The 15,572-nt window shown below is 65.8% G+C and carries 12 protein-coding genes and 1 tRNA gene; 6 read left to right on the top strand and 7 right to left on the bottom strand.

Annotation, left to right across the window (positions count from 1 at the left end; translation table 11 throughout):
* Positions 1 to 29: 29 nt before the first annotated feature.
* Positions 30 to 2,381, bottom strand: a complete 2,352-nt coding sequence (locus tag GUI70_RS05870; RefSeq protein WP_237724727.1) for a penicillin acylase family protein — start codon at positions 2,379 to 2,381, stop codon at positions 30 to 32.
* 320 nt (positions 2,382 to 2,701) lie between these two features.
* On the opposite strand from GUI70_RS05870, the gene GUI70_RS05865 reads away from it, so the two are divergent.
* Entirely contained in the window at positions 2,702 to 3,598 is an 897-nt protein-coding gene (locus GUI70_RS05865) for an ROK family protein (protein WP_161881385.1), read from the top strand.
* A 303-nt stretch (positions 3,599 to 3,901) separates the two neighbouring features.
* Here the strand turns inward: GUI70_RS05865 and GUI70_RS05860 are convergent, their stop codons facing one another.
* Positions 3,902 to 5,464 (bottom strand): glycerol-3-phosphate dehydrogenase/oxidase, encoded by a 1,563-nt coding sequence (locus tag GUI70_RS05860; RefSeq protein ID WP_161881384.1) that lies wholly within the window; start codon positions 5,462 to 5,464, stop codon positions 3,902 to 3,904.
* Between the two features lie 122 nt (positions 5,465 to 5,586).
* Positions 5,587 to 7,101 (bottom strand): glycerol kinase GlpK, encoded by a 1,515-nt coding sequence (glpK, locus tag GUI70_RS05855; RefSeq protein ID WP_161881383.1) that lies wholly within the window; start codon positions 7,099 to 7,101, stop codon positions 5,587 to 5,589.
* A gap of 151 nt (positions 7,102 to 7,252) precedes the next feature.
* On the opposite strand from glpK, the gene GUI70_RS05850 reads away from it, so the two are divergent.
* The 4 genes from GUI70_RS05850 (at position 7,253) to GUI70_RS05835 (ending at position 10,674) form a co-directional block, all read left to right on the top strand.
* Positions 7,253 to 8,227, top strand: a complete 975-nt coding sequence (locus GUI70_RS05850) for a sugar-binding transcriptional regulator (RefSeq protein ID WP_161881382.1) — start codon at positions 7,253 to 7,255, stop codon at positions 8,225 to 8,227.
* Complete coding sequence (locus GUI70_RS05845; RefSeq protein ID WP_306468267.1) at positions 8,190 to 8,939, top strand: lysophospholipid acyltransferase family protein; 750 nt, start codon at positions 8,190 to 8,192, stop codon at positions 8,937 to 8,939. The genes GUI70_RS05850 and GUI70_RS05845 overlap by 38 nt, the downstream gene beginning before the upstream one ends.
* A 269-nt stretch (positions 8,940 to 9,208) precedes the next feature.
* Complete coding sequence (locus tag GUI70_RS05840; RefSeq protein WP_161881380.1) at positions 9,209 to 9,730, top strand: hypothetical protein; 522 nt, start codon at positions 9,209 to 9,211, stop codon at positions 9,728 to 9,730.
* 50 nt (positions 9,731 to 9,780) lie between these two features.
* Positions 9,781 to 10,674 (top strand): carbon-nitrogen hydrolase family protein, encoded by an 894-nt coding sequence (locus GUI70_RS05835; RefSeq protein ID WP_161881379.1) that lies wholly within the window; start codon positions 9,781 to 9,783, stop codon positions 10,672 to 10,674.
* 799 nt (positions 10,675 to 11,473) lie between these two features.
* On the opposite strand, the gene GUI70_RS05825 is transcribed toward GUI70_RS05835, so the two are convergent.
* Positions 11,474 to 12,631, bottom strand: a complete 1,158-nt coding sequence (locus tag GUI70_RS05825; protein ID WP_161881378.1) for a tetratricopeptide repeat protein — start codon at positions 12,629 to 12,631, stop codon at positions 11,474 to 11,476.
* Between the two features lie 141 nt (positions 12,632 to 12,772).
* On the opposite strand from GUI70_RS05825, the gene GUI70_RS05820 reads away from it, so the two are divergent.
* Entirely contained in the window at positions 12,773 to 13,783 is a 1,011-nt protein-coding gene (locus GUI70_RS05820) for a DMT family transporter (protein ID WP_161881377.1), read from the top strand.
* Here the strand turns inward: GUI70_RS05820 and tgt are convergent.
* The 3 genes from tgt to GUI70_RS05805 all read right to left on the bottom strand — a co-directional run bounded on the left by tgt (position 13,704) and on the right by GUI70_RS05805 (position 15,551).
* Complete coding sequence (tgt, locus tag GUI70_RS05815; protein WP_161881376.1) at positions 13,704 to 14,876, bottom strand: tRNA guanosine(34) transglycosylase Tgt; 1,173 nt, start codon at positions 14,874 to 14,876, stop codon at positions 13,704 to 13,706. The genes GUI70_RS05820 and tgt overlap by 80 nt on opposite strands.
* A 19-nt stretch (positions 14,877 to 14,895) precedes the next feature.
* Positions 14,896 to 15,342, bottom strand: a complete 447-nt coding sequence (locus tag GUI70_RS05810) for a macro domain-containing protein (protein ID WP_237724726.1) — start codon at positions 15,340 to 15,342, stop codon at positions 14,896 to 14,898.
* 133 nt (positions 15,343 to 15,475) lie between these two features.
* Positions 15,476 to 15,551: transfer RNA gene (locus GUI70_RS05805), tRNA-Gly, on the bottom strand.
* Positions 15,552 to 15,572 lie beyond the last annotated feature (21 nt).

Raw genomic sequence — 15,572 nt, 5'->3', positions numbered from 1 at the left:
CGCTCAGAAGTGTTGCAGGGGGCGGTCCGTCAGGGCGGCGTCAATTCCAGCACCCGTGTCCGGCCCCAGTCCGCAGAGTCGCTGCTCATGGGGATGTAGTCGCCCTCCTTCCACATTCGCAGCTGGTCGGCGTAGTGCGGCCCGATGGGGTTGCCGCCCTGCCCCAGCGTGCCCACGAACAAACTCTTGTTGAGGTCGGAGAAGTCCACGATCTGGCGGTAGCTCGGCGCGTGCGTCTGAAGGTAGCTGCCGGGATCGGGCCGGGCGACGTCCACCGTGTCGGTGCCGCCGGAGGTCGGTGCATGGCGGTTGAACAGCCAGCCGATGGCCTTCACGCCGCCGAAGGCCTGGTGGTCGTTGGCGACCTGGTGCAGCTTGCCGTAGACCCACTGGGCCGGGTCGGCACCGAGGCGGGCGCTGAGGTCGGTCACGGCGGCCTTGAGGCTGCGGGTCAGCCACGCCGCGCAGTCGCCCTGAGCGTTGACCGCGCACAGCTGGCTGCCGGACTTGAGGGCATTGAGCACCGCGAGGCTGTTGACGTGGCCGGTGTTGCCGAGTTCGTCCTGCGCCAGCATCTGAAGCTGCATCAGCCAGGCCTCGAAGATCAGCGGCGGCACCGTGTCGGCCCGCTCGTTGCCGTCCCAGTTCTTGAGCACATCGAGCGCCCTGGTGCTGAGGTCGCCGTCGGGCCTGGCCGCCAGCAGATACGGCTTGAGATCACGCCACACCAGACTGACGGTGTCAAGCTGGGTCGCCTTCACGTCGTCGACGGTCAATTTGGCCTTGGCCGTCAGCAACTGCGTGATGCGCTCGGCGCGGTACGGCTCGGCCCAGTTGCGGTCGTTGCCGAGGAAGTAGGGGTAGCTGTCCGGCACGACCTTGTTGTTGGCGGTGACGATCAGGCCGTCTACGGGGTTGTAGGTGTGCGGCAAAGCGTCAAAGGGAATGAAGCCGGTCCACTCGTGCTGGCCGTCATCCTGAACCGGCAAGCTGCCGTCCCAGCCTTTGCCCTGGCGGATCGGCACCTTACCGGGCGCGTAGTAGCCGGTGTTGCCGTCCAGATCAGCGTAGACGAAGTTCTGGCTGGGGGCCACGTAAAACTTGAGGGCGCTGGTGAAATCGGTCCAGTTGTGGGCGTAGTTCAGGCCCAGGAAGGCGTCCAGGGTGGTGTCGCCGGGCGCCAGCGCCGTCCACCGGAGGGCCACACGCGGGCCGACCGCCGCCGCATCGCCGCTGACGCCGGAAATGACTGGGCCGTGGGCGCTCTCGGCCACCGTCAGGTTCACGTCCGGCTGGCCCTTCACCTTGATGATTTCGGTGCGGGTCGTCAGCTTGGCGTCGGCGGGTTCGATGTAGAGGTCCTGCACGTCGGGGTTGACATTGGTGACGCCCCAGGCCAGACGGTCGTTGCGGCCGATCACCACGGCGGGCAGTCCCGGTAAGGTGGCCCCGATGGAGTGCAGGGTCGGCCCCTTGAGATCGGCCAGATACCACAGCATCGGAGCGCTGAGGGCCAGGTGCGGGTCGTCGGCCAGAATCGGCTTGCGGCTGACGGTGCGTTGACCGCCGATCACCCAGTCGTTGCTGCCCTTGCCCGGCACATTGACGAAGCCGAGCGAGCGGGCCGCCGCCAGCTGTGCCTGAAGCCGCCGGAGGGTCACGGCGGGCAGCCGGGCGCTGCCGGATGCTGCTGGACGCTGCGCCCCGCTGGGCAACTCGCCCGCGCTGAGAATGGTCGGCGCACCTTTGGGATACGGCGGCATGACCTCGCCCAGCGCGTTCGGGCCGAGTTTCTGCGCCACCTGCGCGCCCAGCAACTCGTCGTCCCAGTTGCCGCCGAGGTCGTAGGCCAGCAGCTTGCTCCACGACACGCTGTCCACATCCGTCCAGGGTTCAGGCTTGAAGCCCAGAATGCGGAACTCCAGCGGCAGGCGGTTCTGGGCGATGGCGGCGTTGACGCCCCGCGTGTAGGCGCGGATCAGCTCGCGGCTGCGCGGCGAGAGGGCCGGGAGAATGCTCACGGCAGCGCGCCCGAAGCCCCAGGTCCGCAGGAACTTGTCCTGATCGAGAGCAGCCTTGCCCAGCACCTCGCTCAGGCGGCCCTGGGCCACCCGGCGCTGAAACTCCATCTGCCACAGCCGGTCCTGGCCGTGGACGAAGCCCAGCGCCTCCACCGCGTCGGCGTCGGACTTCTCGGCCACGATGTGCGGCACACCCCAGCGGTCGCGGGTGACGGTCACCGGCCCCGACAGCCCTGGCAAGTCGAGTTCACCCGTCCGCTTCGGATTGGTCACAGTGTTGAGGTAAATCAGTACTGCCGCCACGACCACAAACAGCAGCAGCAAAACAATGCCGAGCCCGCGCAGAACACGCATATCCATTTCCTCCAGATCAATCCTTGAACGTTGCCGCACAGCCTAGCGCGTCAGACGCTCGTTTGAACCGAGTCCACGAATAGGTCGGGGCGGCTTGGGTGAAGCAAGAAACCGAAGCTGGCCCAGACAACCTGAAAAGAAGCGTTCTAGTGCCGGAAGCGGTACCGCTGCCCATACTCGCTGCATGGTTCTTGACTTCGGCTGCATATCGGGCTATCCTTTTCCTATCAGTCAAACCACAGCCGCCCAGTAGAGGCGGATTTTTTATTGCTCCCTGTTCTGGATGAGAGCGCTGCCCGGCGGCCCGCAGATGCTGTAATACAGCCATGTCCTCACTTTCCACTTCATTGCCCCTGCTCGCCCTGGACATCGGTGGCACGTCCATGCGGGCGGCCCTGTTGCAAGAGGGTCACCTGACCCGGCGTGTGGAGGCCCGCACGCCCAAGCCCAGCACGCCCGACGCCGTGATCGCCGCCGCGCTCGAACTGGCCATGCCGCTGGCCCCGGCTGCCGCCGTCGTGGGGGTGGCATGCGCGGGCGCGGTGGCCTCGGGCCGCGTCACCGCGACGGCGGCGCACACTTTTCCCGGATGGACCGATATCGCCCTGGCCGAGCGGCTCTCGGTGGGCCTCTCGTTGCCCTGCTCGGCGCTCAACGACGCCCGCGCTGCTGCCTGGGGCGAGTACGCGGCGGGCGCGGGGCGGGGCAGCAGCGAGTTCATGTTCGTCACGGTCAGCACGGGGGTCGGCGCGGGGCTGGTGCTGAACCGCCAGCTCCACCTGGCGGCCAACGGATTGGACGCCGAACTGGGCTTTGTCAGCGTGCCTGCCCAGTGGACTGCAGGCCAGGCAGTGCCGCCGCTGGGCGCACTGGGGCCACTGGAATTCGAAACCAGTGGCACGGCGCTGGGCGGGCAAGCCCAGACCCTGAATCTGCCCGATGCCCGCGCCCTGGCCGACGCTGCCGAGGCCGGAGACGCCGCCGCCGACGCTATGTACCGCCGCTCCGCCTCGCTGATCGCCTGGAAGGTGGCCGACACTGCCGCACTGCTGGGCGTCACCAAGGTGGCGCTGGGCGGCAGTGTCGGGCTACGGCAAGGTTATCTGGCGCGGGTCCGCGAAAGCCTGGCCCTGTTTCCGTTGCGTTACCAACCGCACATTGTCCACGCCGAACTGGGCGTGGACGCTGGGCTGATCGGTGCCGGGCTGTGGGCCGGGCGCTGACGTGAGAGGAACGGTCATCCAGCGGGCCAGGACCGTCTGAATGTCCATTGAGGTGTGCGCCTGCCCTGCCTTGCCGTGCGTACCGTCACAGTCTATGAGCGTTCGGAGGTCGAGCCACGCACCCGGTGCATGGCTCTTGACTTCGGTTGTATACCACGCTATACTTTTCCTATCAGTCGAATGACCGCAAGCCGCCCGCGAGGCGGATTTTTTATGCCTGCATGTTTTGGCCTGGGCTACGCACGTGAGATCAATAAATCGGGAGCCAAAGCACCCGCCCCAGCCCCCACTTCGTAACCTGCTTCAGCCCGGCAGCATGTAGCCTGCCGCCAGCTCCTGATACACCCGCACCTGCTCGGCTTGCCAGGCGGCGTCGTGGCCCAGCTCCTCGGCCAGCAGGGCGGCGGTGCGCGGCGCGGCCTCGCGGCTGGCCCTGGCATTCAGCAGCAGCGCCCGCAACCGGCGCGCGAGCACGTCCTCGACAGTGCGTGCCTGCTCCATACGGGCGGCCCAGCGCACCTCGGCCTCGCTGTAGGGCAGCTCCGGGTGCAGCAGGGTCTTCCCACCGTCCAGCGCCTGAATGCTGGCGGCGTCGGTGCCGTAAACCTTCCAGTGGTCTGCAACATCGGCCTGGCTCCAGCCGTGCAGCGGTAGGCCCGGCGTCAGGCTCAGGCGAGGCGGCAGCCCCGCCAGATCGGCGGCGCGGTTCACGGCGTCCTCGCCCATCCGGCGGTAGGTGGTCCACTTGCCGCCGGTCAGGGTCAGCAGGCCCGATTCCGAGATGCGGATGACATGGTCGCGCGAGAGCGCCTTGGTATCGCTGCCCTCGGCGGCCTTGACCAGCGGGCGCAGGCCCACGTACACGCTGCGCACGTCGGCGCGGGTAGGGGCCGGGTCGAGGTACTGCGCCGCCGTCTGAAGGATAAACTCAATCTCTTCGGGCAACGCGCGCGGCTCTAAGCTGACCTCCGGCACGGCGGTGTCGGTGGTGCCGATGACCACGTGGTCGTGCCAGGGCACGGCGAACAGCACCCGCCCGTCGTCGGTGCGCGGCACCATCAGGGCGCTGTTGCCTGGCAAAAATCGGCGGTCAACAACCACATGCACACCCTGACTCGGCGAGAGCATCGGCTTGGCCCCAGCGTCGTCCATCTGGCGCAGGCTGTCCACGAACACGCCCGTCGCATTGATGACGGTTCTGGCCCGCACCGCGTACTCGCGGCCCGTCTCCGAGTCCTTGAAGGTCGCGCCGGACACCTTGCCGCCCGCTTTGCTCAGGCCCACCACCGGGGCCGCGTTGAGCGCCACGCCGCCGTAGTCCTCGAAGGTACGCAGCAGGGTAATCGCCAGGCGCGAGTCGTCGAACTGGCCGTCGAAGTACAGCACGCCGCCGCTGAGGCGGTCTTGCTTGAGGGTGGGCGCGAGGGTCAGCGCCTCCTTGCGCCCGATCAGGCGGCTGGACTTGAGGTTGAGCTTGCCCGCCAGCGCGTCGTACATCTTCAGCCCGATGCCGTAAAAGGGCTTGGACCACCAGGTGTACGAGGCGATCAGAAAACCCAGGTCGTGAACGAGGTGCGGGGCATTCTTCTTGAGGAGGCCACGCTCGTGCAGTGCCTCGCGCACCAGCGACACGTTGCCCTGGGCCAGATAGCGCACCCCGCCGTGCACCAGCTTGGTGCTGCGGCTCGACGTGCCCTTGGCGTAGTCGTGGGCTTCGAGGAGCAGGGTGCGGTAGCCGCGCGTGGCCGCCTCCAGCGCCGCGCCGAGGCCAGAAGCGCCGCCGCCGATCACCAGTACGTCCCAGAGGGTGTCCTGAGTAGCGGCCTGAAGAAGTTGAGCCCGGCGGTTGGTAGTGGGTGAGGTCATGAAAACATCCTTTGGAACAACGAGGAAGGGAAAGAACGATAAGCTTTGAACAAATGTTCCCACATTCGGAACAGACGTTCAATGGTTTGGCTTACAGAGTGTCAGCAGACCGGGCGGTGTGCTCAGTTGTCGTCCTCGGCCCAGTCGCGGGAGCGCTCCACGGCCTTCTTCCAGCGGTTCATGCGCGCGTCCCGTGCCTTCCCCGTCATCTGCGGCTCAAAGCGCTGGCCTTCCTGCCACTGGGCGGCGATTTCCGCCTCGCTGTGCCAGTAGCCCACCGCCAGGCCCGCCAGATAAGCAGCGCCCAGCGCGGTGGTTTCAGTGATGCGGGGGCGCACCACCGGCACACCCAGCAAGTCGGCCTGAAACTGCATCATCAGGTCGTTGGTGCTGCCGCCGCCGTCGACCCGCAGCTCACTCACCGTGACGCCGCTGTCTTTCTGCATGGCCAGCAGCAGCTCGGCACTCTGAAAGGCCACCGCTTCCAGCGCGGCGCGGGCGATGTGCGCTCCGGTGGTGCCGCGCGTCATGCCCAGCAGGGCAGCGCGGGCGTAGGGGTCCCAGTACGGTGCACCCAGTCCCACGAAGGCGGGCACCAGATACACCCCGCCGCTGTCCGGTACGCTGCGGGCCAGCGCCTCCACTTCACCGCTGCTGCGGATGATGCCCAGGCCGTCGCGCAGCCACTGCACCACTGCGCCCGCCACGAACACCGAGCCTTCCAGGGCGTAGGTCCGCCGGGCCTGTTCTCCTGCGCCGAACTGCCAGGCTACCGTCGTCAGCAGCCGGTTCCGGCTGGGCACCGCCGCGTCTGCCGTGTTCATCAGCAAAAAGCAGCCGGTGCCGTAGGTGTTCTTGGCCATGCCGCGCTCCAGGCAGGCCTGCCCGAAGGTGGCGGCCATCTGGTCCCCGGCGATTCCGGCGATCCTGATGCGGCTGCCGAGCAGCCCCTCGGCGGTCTCGCCGTAAATTTCGCTGGACGCCCGCACCTGCGGCAGCACGGCGCGCGGCACGTCAAAAAGGGCCAGCAGTTCGTCATCCCACCCACCGGTGTGGATGTTGTAGAGCAGGGTGCGCGAGGCGTTGGAGGCGTCGGTGAGGTGCAACTCGCCGCCGGTGAGGTTATAGACCAGCCACGAATCGACAGTGCCGAAGGCCAGTTCGCCGCGCTCGGCCTTCTCTCTTGCGCCGGGCACGTGGTCGAGTAGCCACCGCAGCTTGGTGCCGGAAAAGTAGGCGTCGAGCCTCAGTCCGGTTTTTTGCTCGATCAGCGCCTCATGGCCCGCTGCTCGCAGCCGGTCACACTCGCCCGCCGTGCGGCGGTCCTGCCAAACGATGGCGTTGTGAATCGGCTGGCCGCTGGCCCGGTCCCAGAGCACCACCGTCTCGCGCTGGTTGGTGATGCCGATGGCGGCAATGTCGCTGGAGCGCAGCCCCGCCCGCGAGATGACTTCCTGCGCCACGCCGATCTGGGTGCTCCAGAGTTCCAGGGCGTCGTGCTCGACCTGGCCCGGCTCGGGAAAGAGCTGACGAAATTCCTTTTGCGCCTGCGCCCTGATGTTGCCCGCCCGGTCGAAGACAATGGCGCGGCTGGACGTGGTGCCCTGATCGAGCGCGAGAATGTATGTTTCGGGCATCGGTTCTCCTTGAAACGCTTGCCGGAGCGCTGAGAGCTGGCGTTCAGTTTAGTCTCGAAGCCGCTTGAACAAATGTCAATACTATTCTGAACACCTGTGCAACTCTGCCGTCCGCCTGTGCTCCCGCGCCGCCTCGCTATGCTGAGCGGCGATGAGCCGCAACCCCGCCACTTCTCCTGATCAGGCCGCCCAAGCAGTGCAGGTGGCACGGCTGTATTTTTATCAGGGCCTGACCACCGGCGAGATCGCCGCCGAACTCGGCGTTTCGCGCCCGCGTGTCTCGCGGCTACTGACCCTGGCGCGGCGCAGCGGCCTGGTCGAGATCCGTATTCATGATCCTGCCGAGCATCCACAGGTTCTGGAAGCTGCACTCCGAGCACGCTTTCCCGGCCTCGCACCGCACGTGGTCGATGTGCCGCCCGGCAGCAGCGAGGCGCTGAGTCTGGAGCGGGTGGCGGCCTACAGCGCCAACCTGCTTGGAAACACGCTCCAGCCAGGCCAGACAGTGGGCCTGGCCTGGGGCAATACCCTCGACGCTGTCAGCCGCGCCCTCAAGCCGCGCGCCATTCCCGAGCTGACCTTCGTGCAGCTCAACGGCTCAGCCAATGCCCACGATTTTGTCAGCGGGTTCGTCACCGACACGCTGCTGCGTTTTGCCCGCGCCTACGGAGGCCGGGCGCAGCTCTTTCCAGTGCCGACCTTCTTCGACAATCCCCAGACCAAGCACCTGATGTGGCAGGAGCGCAGCGTCCGGCACGTGCTGGGATTGCAAGACCGGGCCGAGGTGCTGCTCTACTCGCTGGGCAGTGCCCAGGCCGATGCTCCCAGTCACGTCTACACGGCGGGTTACCTGAGTACGCAGGAGCAGGCCGAATTAGGCGAGCAAGGCGTGGTGGGCGACCTGGCCACCGTGTTCTACCGCGCCGACGGCAGCTTCGGGGGCATTCCGCTCAACGAACGCGCCAGCGGTCCCGATCTGGCCAGAGTCCAGGCCGCCAAGCAGGCGATCTGCGTGGTGGCGGGCGTCGGCAAGGCCCGCGCCCTGCACGCGGCCCTCCGGGGCGGCCTGGCCAAAACACTGGTGGTCGATGAGCGAGCCGCCCGGGCAGTGCTGGAACTGGACTGAGCTGGAGTGGCCGGGAGACAACGGCGTGCCGAACCGCCGCCCAGCCCCGCTGTATCCTGAAGCCATGACCGCGCCCCAGCCCGAACCGCAGCCCAGCTCTGTTGCGGCCAGCTCCGCTGCGCCTGGACACGCCGAAGAGCTTCACGCCCCGCCGGTCAACCCGCTGGTGTACCAGCTGGTCGTCACGGCCATGAACCTGCCCCGGCTGCTGCGCGGCGAGTACATTCACACCCTGGGGCACGAGCACATTCCGCCGCCCGGCTCCAAGCTGGTGGTCGCCGGGGCGCACGTCTCGGCGCTCGATCCGTTCATCATCGCCAAGGTCATGCCAGGCCACCATGTGCAGTTCATGTCCAAGAAAGAGCTGTTTAAGCCCATCATCGGCGACATTATCAAGGCGGGCGGCAGTTTTCCCATCGACCGCAGCGGCAACGACGTGGCGGCTATTCGCACCGCCCTGCGGATTCTGAGGGAACACGGCAGCCTGGGCCTGTTTCCCGAGGGCACACGCGGCGGCGGCCAGATGCAGGGCGGCGTGGCCCTGATCGCCCTGCGCGGACGCGCCCCGGTATTGCCGGTGGGCCTGCGGCGCGATGGTAAACGCTGGCTAGTGCGCTTCGGCCCCGTCATCGAGCCGAAAGGCAGCATCAAGGCGCTAACGGCCCAGGTCGGTGAGGAAATTCTGCGGCTCAGTGCGCCGCTGGACCGTTGAGAGGAGCAGATCTGTCAGCCTGTGAAAGGGGTAGGTTCCATAACTGAACCAAGCTCGGTTTCTCTTCGACGAATTTTTAATATCCTTTTTTTATGCTGCACTTCTACTCTAGATGAGAGTTATACGAAGAAATTATAAAGGAAATTCAAATCGGGTTAATATTGGCCGGAACGCTTGCCCTGGCAGGATGCAGTGGCGTTATCCAGAAGACTGCAGACAACCCGGCGGTCAACGTTAATCCCCTGGCCAGCCTCAAGCTTACCGGCACCATGAGCGCCAGCGGAGCCACGCCGCTGAGTCTTGGAGACGCAGCGCAGCAGCTCAGCGCCCAGGCCCTCTACACCGTGCCGTTCACCAGTCCAGCCCTGCCGTTCGGGGACTTCGATCCGGCCAGCCTGCCCTCGGCCCTGCAAAATCCCTCAGGACTCGACATTCCTGTCGTGATCAGCAACGTGACGCTGGCCTGCGCTCCGGCAGCCTCCTCTCTCAGCATGACCGTCAACACCCTGAGCCTAACTGTCAGTGACGCTGCTCACGGCACCCAGACGGTGACATCCAGCCCCAATGTTCCCCTGACCCTGACCAAAATCGACAGCGGGTACTCGGTGACCAGCACCAAGATGCTGCTCAAGGCCAAGTGGAGCGACTTCAAGGCCATCGTCACCAAGAACGGCACGGACACGCCCAACACTGCCACGCTCAGCATGAACGTTACCTTCAACGACGGTGCGGTGGGCTGTGCGGCCACTTTGAACCTGGCCTCGACCTTGCAACAGAACATCCGCTACTGAAGCCGCCGAACAAAGAGCTAGGCCGACTGCAAAACCTATAGACTCGGCAGATGACCGCCCTGCGCGTGGCCGCCGCCGCTTACCTGTGCCGCCAGCACACCCACTGGGACGACTACGAGGCCGCGCTGAGCGACTTCGTGGCGGTGGGCGCGGCCAGCGGCGCTCAAGTGCTGGTGCTGCCCGAGTATGCCAGCCTGGAACTCGTCGGCCTGCTGCCTGCTGCCCTGTGGGACGACGTGCAGGCCCAGCGCAGCGCATTACAGGTCTTTCTGCCTGCTGTTCTGGAGCTGCACGCCCGGCTCTCAACGCATCACGGCGTGTATCTGCTGGCCGCCAGCTTGATCGTCGAGGCAGCGGCGGGGAGATACGTCAACCGCGCTTATTTTTTTGGCCCCGGCGGCGAGCGCCACTTTCAGGACAAGCTGGTCATGACCCGTTTCGAGGCCGAGGAGTGGTTGATCGAGAGCGGCGAGGGCCTCAAGGTCTTCGAAACGGCCTGCGGCACGCTCGGCGTCAACATCTGTTACGACGCCGAGTTTCCCGATTTCGCCCGCGCCCAGGCGGCAGCGGGCTGCGACGTGCTGCTGGTGCCCAGCTTCACCGGCAGCCTGCACGGCTACCAGCGGGTGAGAGTGGGCAGCATGGCCCGCGCCCTGGAAAACCAGATCTACACCGTTCACGCGCCGTGCCTGGCCGACGCACCGTGGAGCTATGCCATCGAGACGGCGGTGGGCGCGCCCGCCATCTACGCGCCGCCCGACAACGGTTTTCCGGCCAGCGGTGTGGTGGCGCAGGGAACCCTCGGCACGCCCGGCTGGCTGTGCTGTGACCTCGACCTAGCCCTGATCCGCGAGGTGCGGCGCAGCGGCCAGGTACTCAATGCCTGCGATCAGTCCTGGGCCGTGCATCAGGCGGCGGGCACGGTGAAGAGGATAAGCTTCTGAATCTCCCGCTGAACTGACCCACCGGACTGTGAGAATTGAACTGTTAGACTTCAAAGTGTGATGAAGCCCCAGTCCCGTGAGTGGTATGCCAAACTGGCCCGCGAACTGGGAACCTACAGCCACCCGTGGAAACGCCACATCAACGGCCCCGACCCGGAGCTAATCTATGACGCGCTGCTCTCGAACCTGCTGGCGGGCGGCATGTGGGTGCTGGAAGCGGGGTGCGCTGACGCCAGGGACGCGGCCCGCTTCGGCATCTACGCGGCGGCCTGGACCGGCTACGACCGCGAGGAAGAATTCATCCGGTTGGCGCGTCAAAACGTCCCGCAAGCGGCCTTCGCCGTCTGGGACGGCAAGAGCGAACTCTCGCTGATGCTGCGCGGTCCTTACGACCTGCTGGTGTCGTGCCGGGGACCGACCAGCGTCATCGACCATCTGCCGGAAGTGGCCGCGCCGGAAGCCCGCTTCCTCTACGTAGGACCGGAGCTGGATGTGCCCAGCGTGCCCAGAAAACTCCGTGCCATCGGCTGGCAGGTGCTGGGCGAGTGGCGTACCTACGTGCGGGCCTGGCTCCCTAGCGAGGACGACGACCGTGCCCGCTCGGAATTTCTGGGGGAAGCCCACGATCCGGAGCGCTGGGCGCGAGAGGCTGAAGTGCGGGGACGGACCTACTGGGAAGAGATACACCGTTCTCGCCGCCGCGACATAAATCTACACCTCACAGTGAGCGGCGGACCCCTCTTCACAGGGTGGCCCGCCGCTCGCTCGTTCTCAGTGCTTCTCTTTTGCGCGCTTGGGCTTATTTGCCTTGCTGCGCCAGCTTCAGATAGTAGGCACTGGACTTGTCGTTTGGGTCGAGAACCACTGCCTGCCCGTAGGCCGAGGCCGCCGCCGGGTAATCCTTGTTCTCGTAGGCGACCCGGCCCGCCCAGGCCCAAGCTTTGGCATACCTGGGGCTAAGCTGGGTGGCCTGAATGAAGCCGGTCTCGGCTCCGGCCTTGTCGCCCGCCGCATACTTGGTGTAGGCCGCCCGGAACGCCTGCACGGCACTCAGGCCCACGCCCTGGGCTTCCTGCACCACGCCGAGGTTGTAGCGGTCGGCGGCGCTCACGCCCGGCAACTGGGTCGCGGCGGTGTAGGCAGCGGTGGCGGCAGGCAGATCGCCGAGTTCCAGACCCAGGCGGCCCTGCTCACGCCAGGCTTCGAGAAAGTTTGGGGCGGCAGCGGTGGCTTGCTGATAGAGCTTCAGCGCCCCAGCCTTATCACCCTTGTCGATTGCCTGGTAGGCGCGGCTGAAGGCGGTGGTGGCGGCGGGGCCGTACTTGCCCGCGTTCTGCGAGATTTGCAGGAAGTACGGCACGGTCTTGTCGCTCGGCGCGAGCTGGGCCGCCTGCTGATAGAGCCGGGTGGCGTCGTTGTAGTTGCCGCCCTCCAGCGCCACGCGAGCATTCCAGATGACGCAGGCCACGTTGTCCGGCTGCAACTGGCTGCACTTCTGAAAAAACAGCGGCGCGCTGACCAGATCGCCGCGCACGTAGGCGGCGTAACCGATGTTGTACTGCACGGTGGCGGCCTTACCACGCGCCGCGTTGTCATCGGGCTTCAGCGCCAAGTAAGCGTCCCAGGAACGCTCGGCCTGCTTCCAGAAGCCCACGTCGGTGTAGATGGTGGCACGCAGCAGCAGGTAATCGGGGTTGTTCGGCTCAGCGTTCACGGCTTGGTCGGCGGCGGCGGCGGCCTGTTTCCAGGGCGTGCGGTCCACGTTCCAGTCGGCTTTCGGCAGAGTTGAGCGGGCCTGGGCCGCCAGATCGGTGGCCTGCTGGGCATACTGTGCCGCACTCGTCGGGGCGGCGGTCTGGGGGGTGGTCGGGGTCTCTGTCGTCTGGGCAGCGGCATTCTGGGCCGTCAGCAGCGCCAGCGACACCAGCGCGGCCATGGTGAATGTGGTTCTGTTCATGAAAAACCTCCATCAAAACTCTTTCCAGTCTAGAAACTCCCAGATGACCCACATGATGCCCAGCCGATCAGACCTTAAGAAACGCAGTGAACCCGGGCCGCAGCTGGGCGGTTGGATTCACAGCCCGCTAGACTCGGCAGAATGCCGCGTCATACCCTCGGAATCTTGCTGCTGATCCTGGTGACTGCCATCTGGGGCAGCACCTTCGCTGTCGTCAAGACCCTGACCGAAACATTGGAGCCGCAGGTGCTGATCGCCTGGCGCTTCCTGATCGGCACGCTGGCGACCCTGCCGCTCCTGCTGTTGTGGAGGCAGCACGGACCGCAACCGCAGGCCAGCGAGGCCCAGCGTTCAGATTCGGGCCTGCTGCATTCCCCCAGGCCCCGCTCACTGTGGAAAGACGGCCTGCTGGTGGGCGCGTGGCTGATCGTCGGCTACGGCACCCAGACCATCGCCCTGCAAACCACCTCGGCTAACCGGGCCGCCTTCATCACGGCGCTGAGCGTGGTGCTGGTGCCGCTGTGGCAAGCGCTGGTGGCCCGGCGTCCGCTCAGCGTGTCCCTGTGGGCAGCGGCGGCGCTGGCGGTGGTGGGGCTGGGGCTGCTCTCCTGGGAAGGCGGGGCGCTGGTCGGCGGCGACGCCTGGGCGCTGGGCTGCGCCGTCAGCTACGCAGGCTTTATCCTGACCCTGGAGCGTACGGCCAGCCAGCATGCCGCGCTGCCGTTTACCCTGCTGCAACTCGCCAGTGTCACGGCGCTGGCCTGGCTGTGGGCACTGCTCTCGGGCGCGGCGCTGTGGCCGCCCAACGCACAGTGGTCCGGCCTGCTTTACCTGGGCATCGTCGCCACCACCGTCACCACCCTGCTGCAAACCGTGGGCCAGCGCTGGGTCAGTGCCGCCGAGGCCAGCATCATCTATGCCCTGGAACCCGTCACCGCCAGCGTCTTCAGCTTCTTTCTGATTGGAGAACGGGTAGGCCTGCGGGGCCTGTCCGGCGGCGCGCTGGTGGTGGTCGCCACGGTGCTGAGTCAGTGGCACGGCGGAGTGCCGACAACCCGAGCTGACGGGACGCTCAATCCTCCCCACGCACCGCACGGGCAAACCACCCTGGAAGCGGACCGGCCCACGCCTGGGCCGTCGCCTGAGTCCTGAAGTAGCGCTCACCCCACTGACTGGCCCATGCCTGGTATTCACCCGCCTGAATCGCGGCCCTAGCCCGCTCGACCAGCCGGTGCAGGTAGCGCAGGTTGTGCAGTGACAAGAGTCGGGGAGCCAGCATCTCCTCGGCCTTGACCAAATGGGCCAAATAGGCGCGGGTGTGGTGGGTGCAGGCGTAGCAGTCGCAGTCCGGGTCAATCGGAGTGAGCTGCTGCCTGGGCGCAGCGCTGTTCATGTTGAGCCGTCCGTCGTCGGTCAGGGCGTAGCCGAAGCGCCCCGTGCGCGTGGGGTATACGCAGTCGAACATATCCACCCCCAGCGCGATCCCCGCCACCAGATCTTCCGGGTGGCCCACACCCATCAGGTAGCGCGGCTTGTTCTCGGGCAGACCGCGTGCCGTGTACGCTACAGCCGGAAACATCTCGTCCTTGCTCTCCCCCACCGCCAGCCCGCCGATGGCGAATCCCGGTGTCTGAAACGGCACGGTGGCGTCAAGGCTCTGCTGGCGCAAGTCAGGATGAATTCCGCCCTGCACGATGGCAAACAGCGCCTGGTCGTCCCTGGTCTTGGCTTTCAGGCAGCGCTCCAGCCAGCGCACCGTCCGCTCCAGGCTGGAACGGATGTACGGCACCTCGGCGGGAAACGGTGGGCACTCGTCGAAGGCCATGATCACATCTGCGCCAAGGCCCTGCTGCACCTCCACGCTGCGCTCCGGCGTCAGCTCGACGAGTGAGCCGTCAAGGTGGCTTTTGAAGACCACGCCGTGTTCGGAAATTTTGCGCATATGGCCCAGGCTCATCACCTGGAACCCGCCGGAATCGGTCAGGAAGGGGCCGGGGTAGCCTGTGAATCCCGGCAGACCGCCGTGGGCCGCCACCATCTCGGCGCCGGGGCGCAGCATCAGGTGATAGGTGTTGCCCAGAATCATCTGCGACTTGATCTCGGTCAATTCCTGGGCGCTGATTCCCTTGACACTGCCCTGGGTGCCCACCGGCATGAACATCGGCGTCTGGACGGTCCCGTGCGGTGTGGCAAATGTGGCCGTCCGGGCGAGGCCATCACGACTTTGAATTTCAAATTCGAACATTGGGTCATTCTCTCACGGCTCAGGAAAGTGACTGGTCGTAGCGCACCAGCAAAACAACGCCGGAAAAGACAGAACGGCTGAATTCGTCCAGCATCCAGCACTCGACCCGCTCCGGCCTCAATCCACCCGTGCCAGCACCGATCAGAGGAAAGGCCAGAGAACGAAAACGATGTTGCTCCACCAGGGCCAGAGCGCTGCACACCGACTGCCGTACCGATTTTTCTGACGCCCGCCACAACAAGTTGATGCCTGCGACGTGAATGATCCCCCGGTAAGGCAAACGGCCTGCCGAGGTCAAGACCGCCGTTCCGAGTGGCATTGAACCAGCACGGGAGACTTCCCAAAACGGCTGAAATCCTGCTTGGCGCTTGATCTCCCCGGACACCCCTTGCGGCAGCAGTAGCCACCAGGGAATGAGGTTACGGTTCCACGAGTTGACGATGACCTCCACTGGCTGGGTCAGCAAATCACCCTCAACAAGCTGAAGCTCCGGGGACATAGGGCCCACTCTACTTCGGCACACGTCTGTCCGCCACGGCCAGAAGCCGAAACGGCAATAAGCAACGCCCCAACCTTTGACAGTTGGGGCGTTTTTGGTTTGGAGCGGGAGACGCGATTCGAACGCGCGACATCTACCTTGGCAAGGTAGTGCTCTACCAGCTGAGCTACTCCCGCGAAAAATCGGTGCAGCGCTAA

This window comes from Deinococcus alpinitundrae, from assembly GCF_009982895.1.
GTDB lineage: Bacteria > Deinococcota > Deinococci > Deinococcales > Deinococcaceae > Deinococcus > Deinococcus alpinitundrae.
The sequence above is the reverse complement of the archived record's forward strand: the minus strand, read 5'-3'. Positions and strand labels throughout refer to the sequence as shown.

Bases quoted from the DNA above. Each gene is read 5' to 3' on its own strand.
- GUI70_RS05870 (WP_237724727.1), bottom strand. From the start codon at position 2,381: ATGGATATGCGTGTTCTGCGCGGGCTCGGCATTGTTTTGCTGCTGCTG.
- GUI70_RS05865 (WP_161881385.1), top strand. From the start codon at position 2,702: ATGTCCTCACTTTCCACTTCATTGCCCCTGCTCGCCCTGGACATCGGT.
- GUI70_RS05860 (WP_161881384.1), bottom strand. From the start codon at position 5,464: ATGACCTCACCCACTACCAACCGCCGGGCTCAACTTCTTCAGGCCGCT.
- glpK (WP_161881383.1), bottom strand. From the start codon at position 7,101: ATGCCCGAAACATACATTCTCGCGCTCGATCAGGGCACCACGTCCAGC.
- GUI70_RS05850 (WP_161881382.1), top strand. From the start codon at position 7,253: ATGAGCCGCAACCCCGCCACTTCTCCTGATCAGGCCGCCCAAGCAGTG.
- GUI70_RS05845 (WP_306468267.1), top strand. From the start codon at position 8,190: ATGAGCGAGCCGCCCGGGCAGTGCTGGAACTGGACTGAGCTGGAGTGG.
- GUI70_RS05840 (WP_161881380.1), top strand. From the start codon at position 9,209: ATGAGCGCCAGCGGAGCCACGCCGCTGAGTCTTGGAGACGCAGCGCAG.
- GUI70_RS05835 (WP_161881379.1), top strand. From the start codon at position 9,781: ATGACCGCCCTGCGCGTGGCCGCCGCCGCTTACCTGTGCCGCCAGCAC.
- GUI70_RS05825 (WP_161881378.1), bottom strand. From the start codon at position 12,631: ATGAACAGAACCACATTCACCATGGCCGCGCTGGTGTCGCTGGCGCTG.
- GUI70_RS05820 (WP_161881377.1), top strand. From the start codon at position 12,773: ATGCCGCGTCATACCCTCGGAATCTTGCTGCTGATCCTGGTGACTGCC.
- tgt (WP_161881376.1), bottom strand. From the start codon at position 14,876: ATGTTCGAATTTGAAATTCAAAGTCGTGATGGCCTCGCCCGGACGGCC.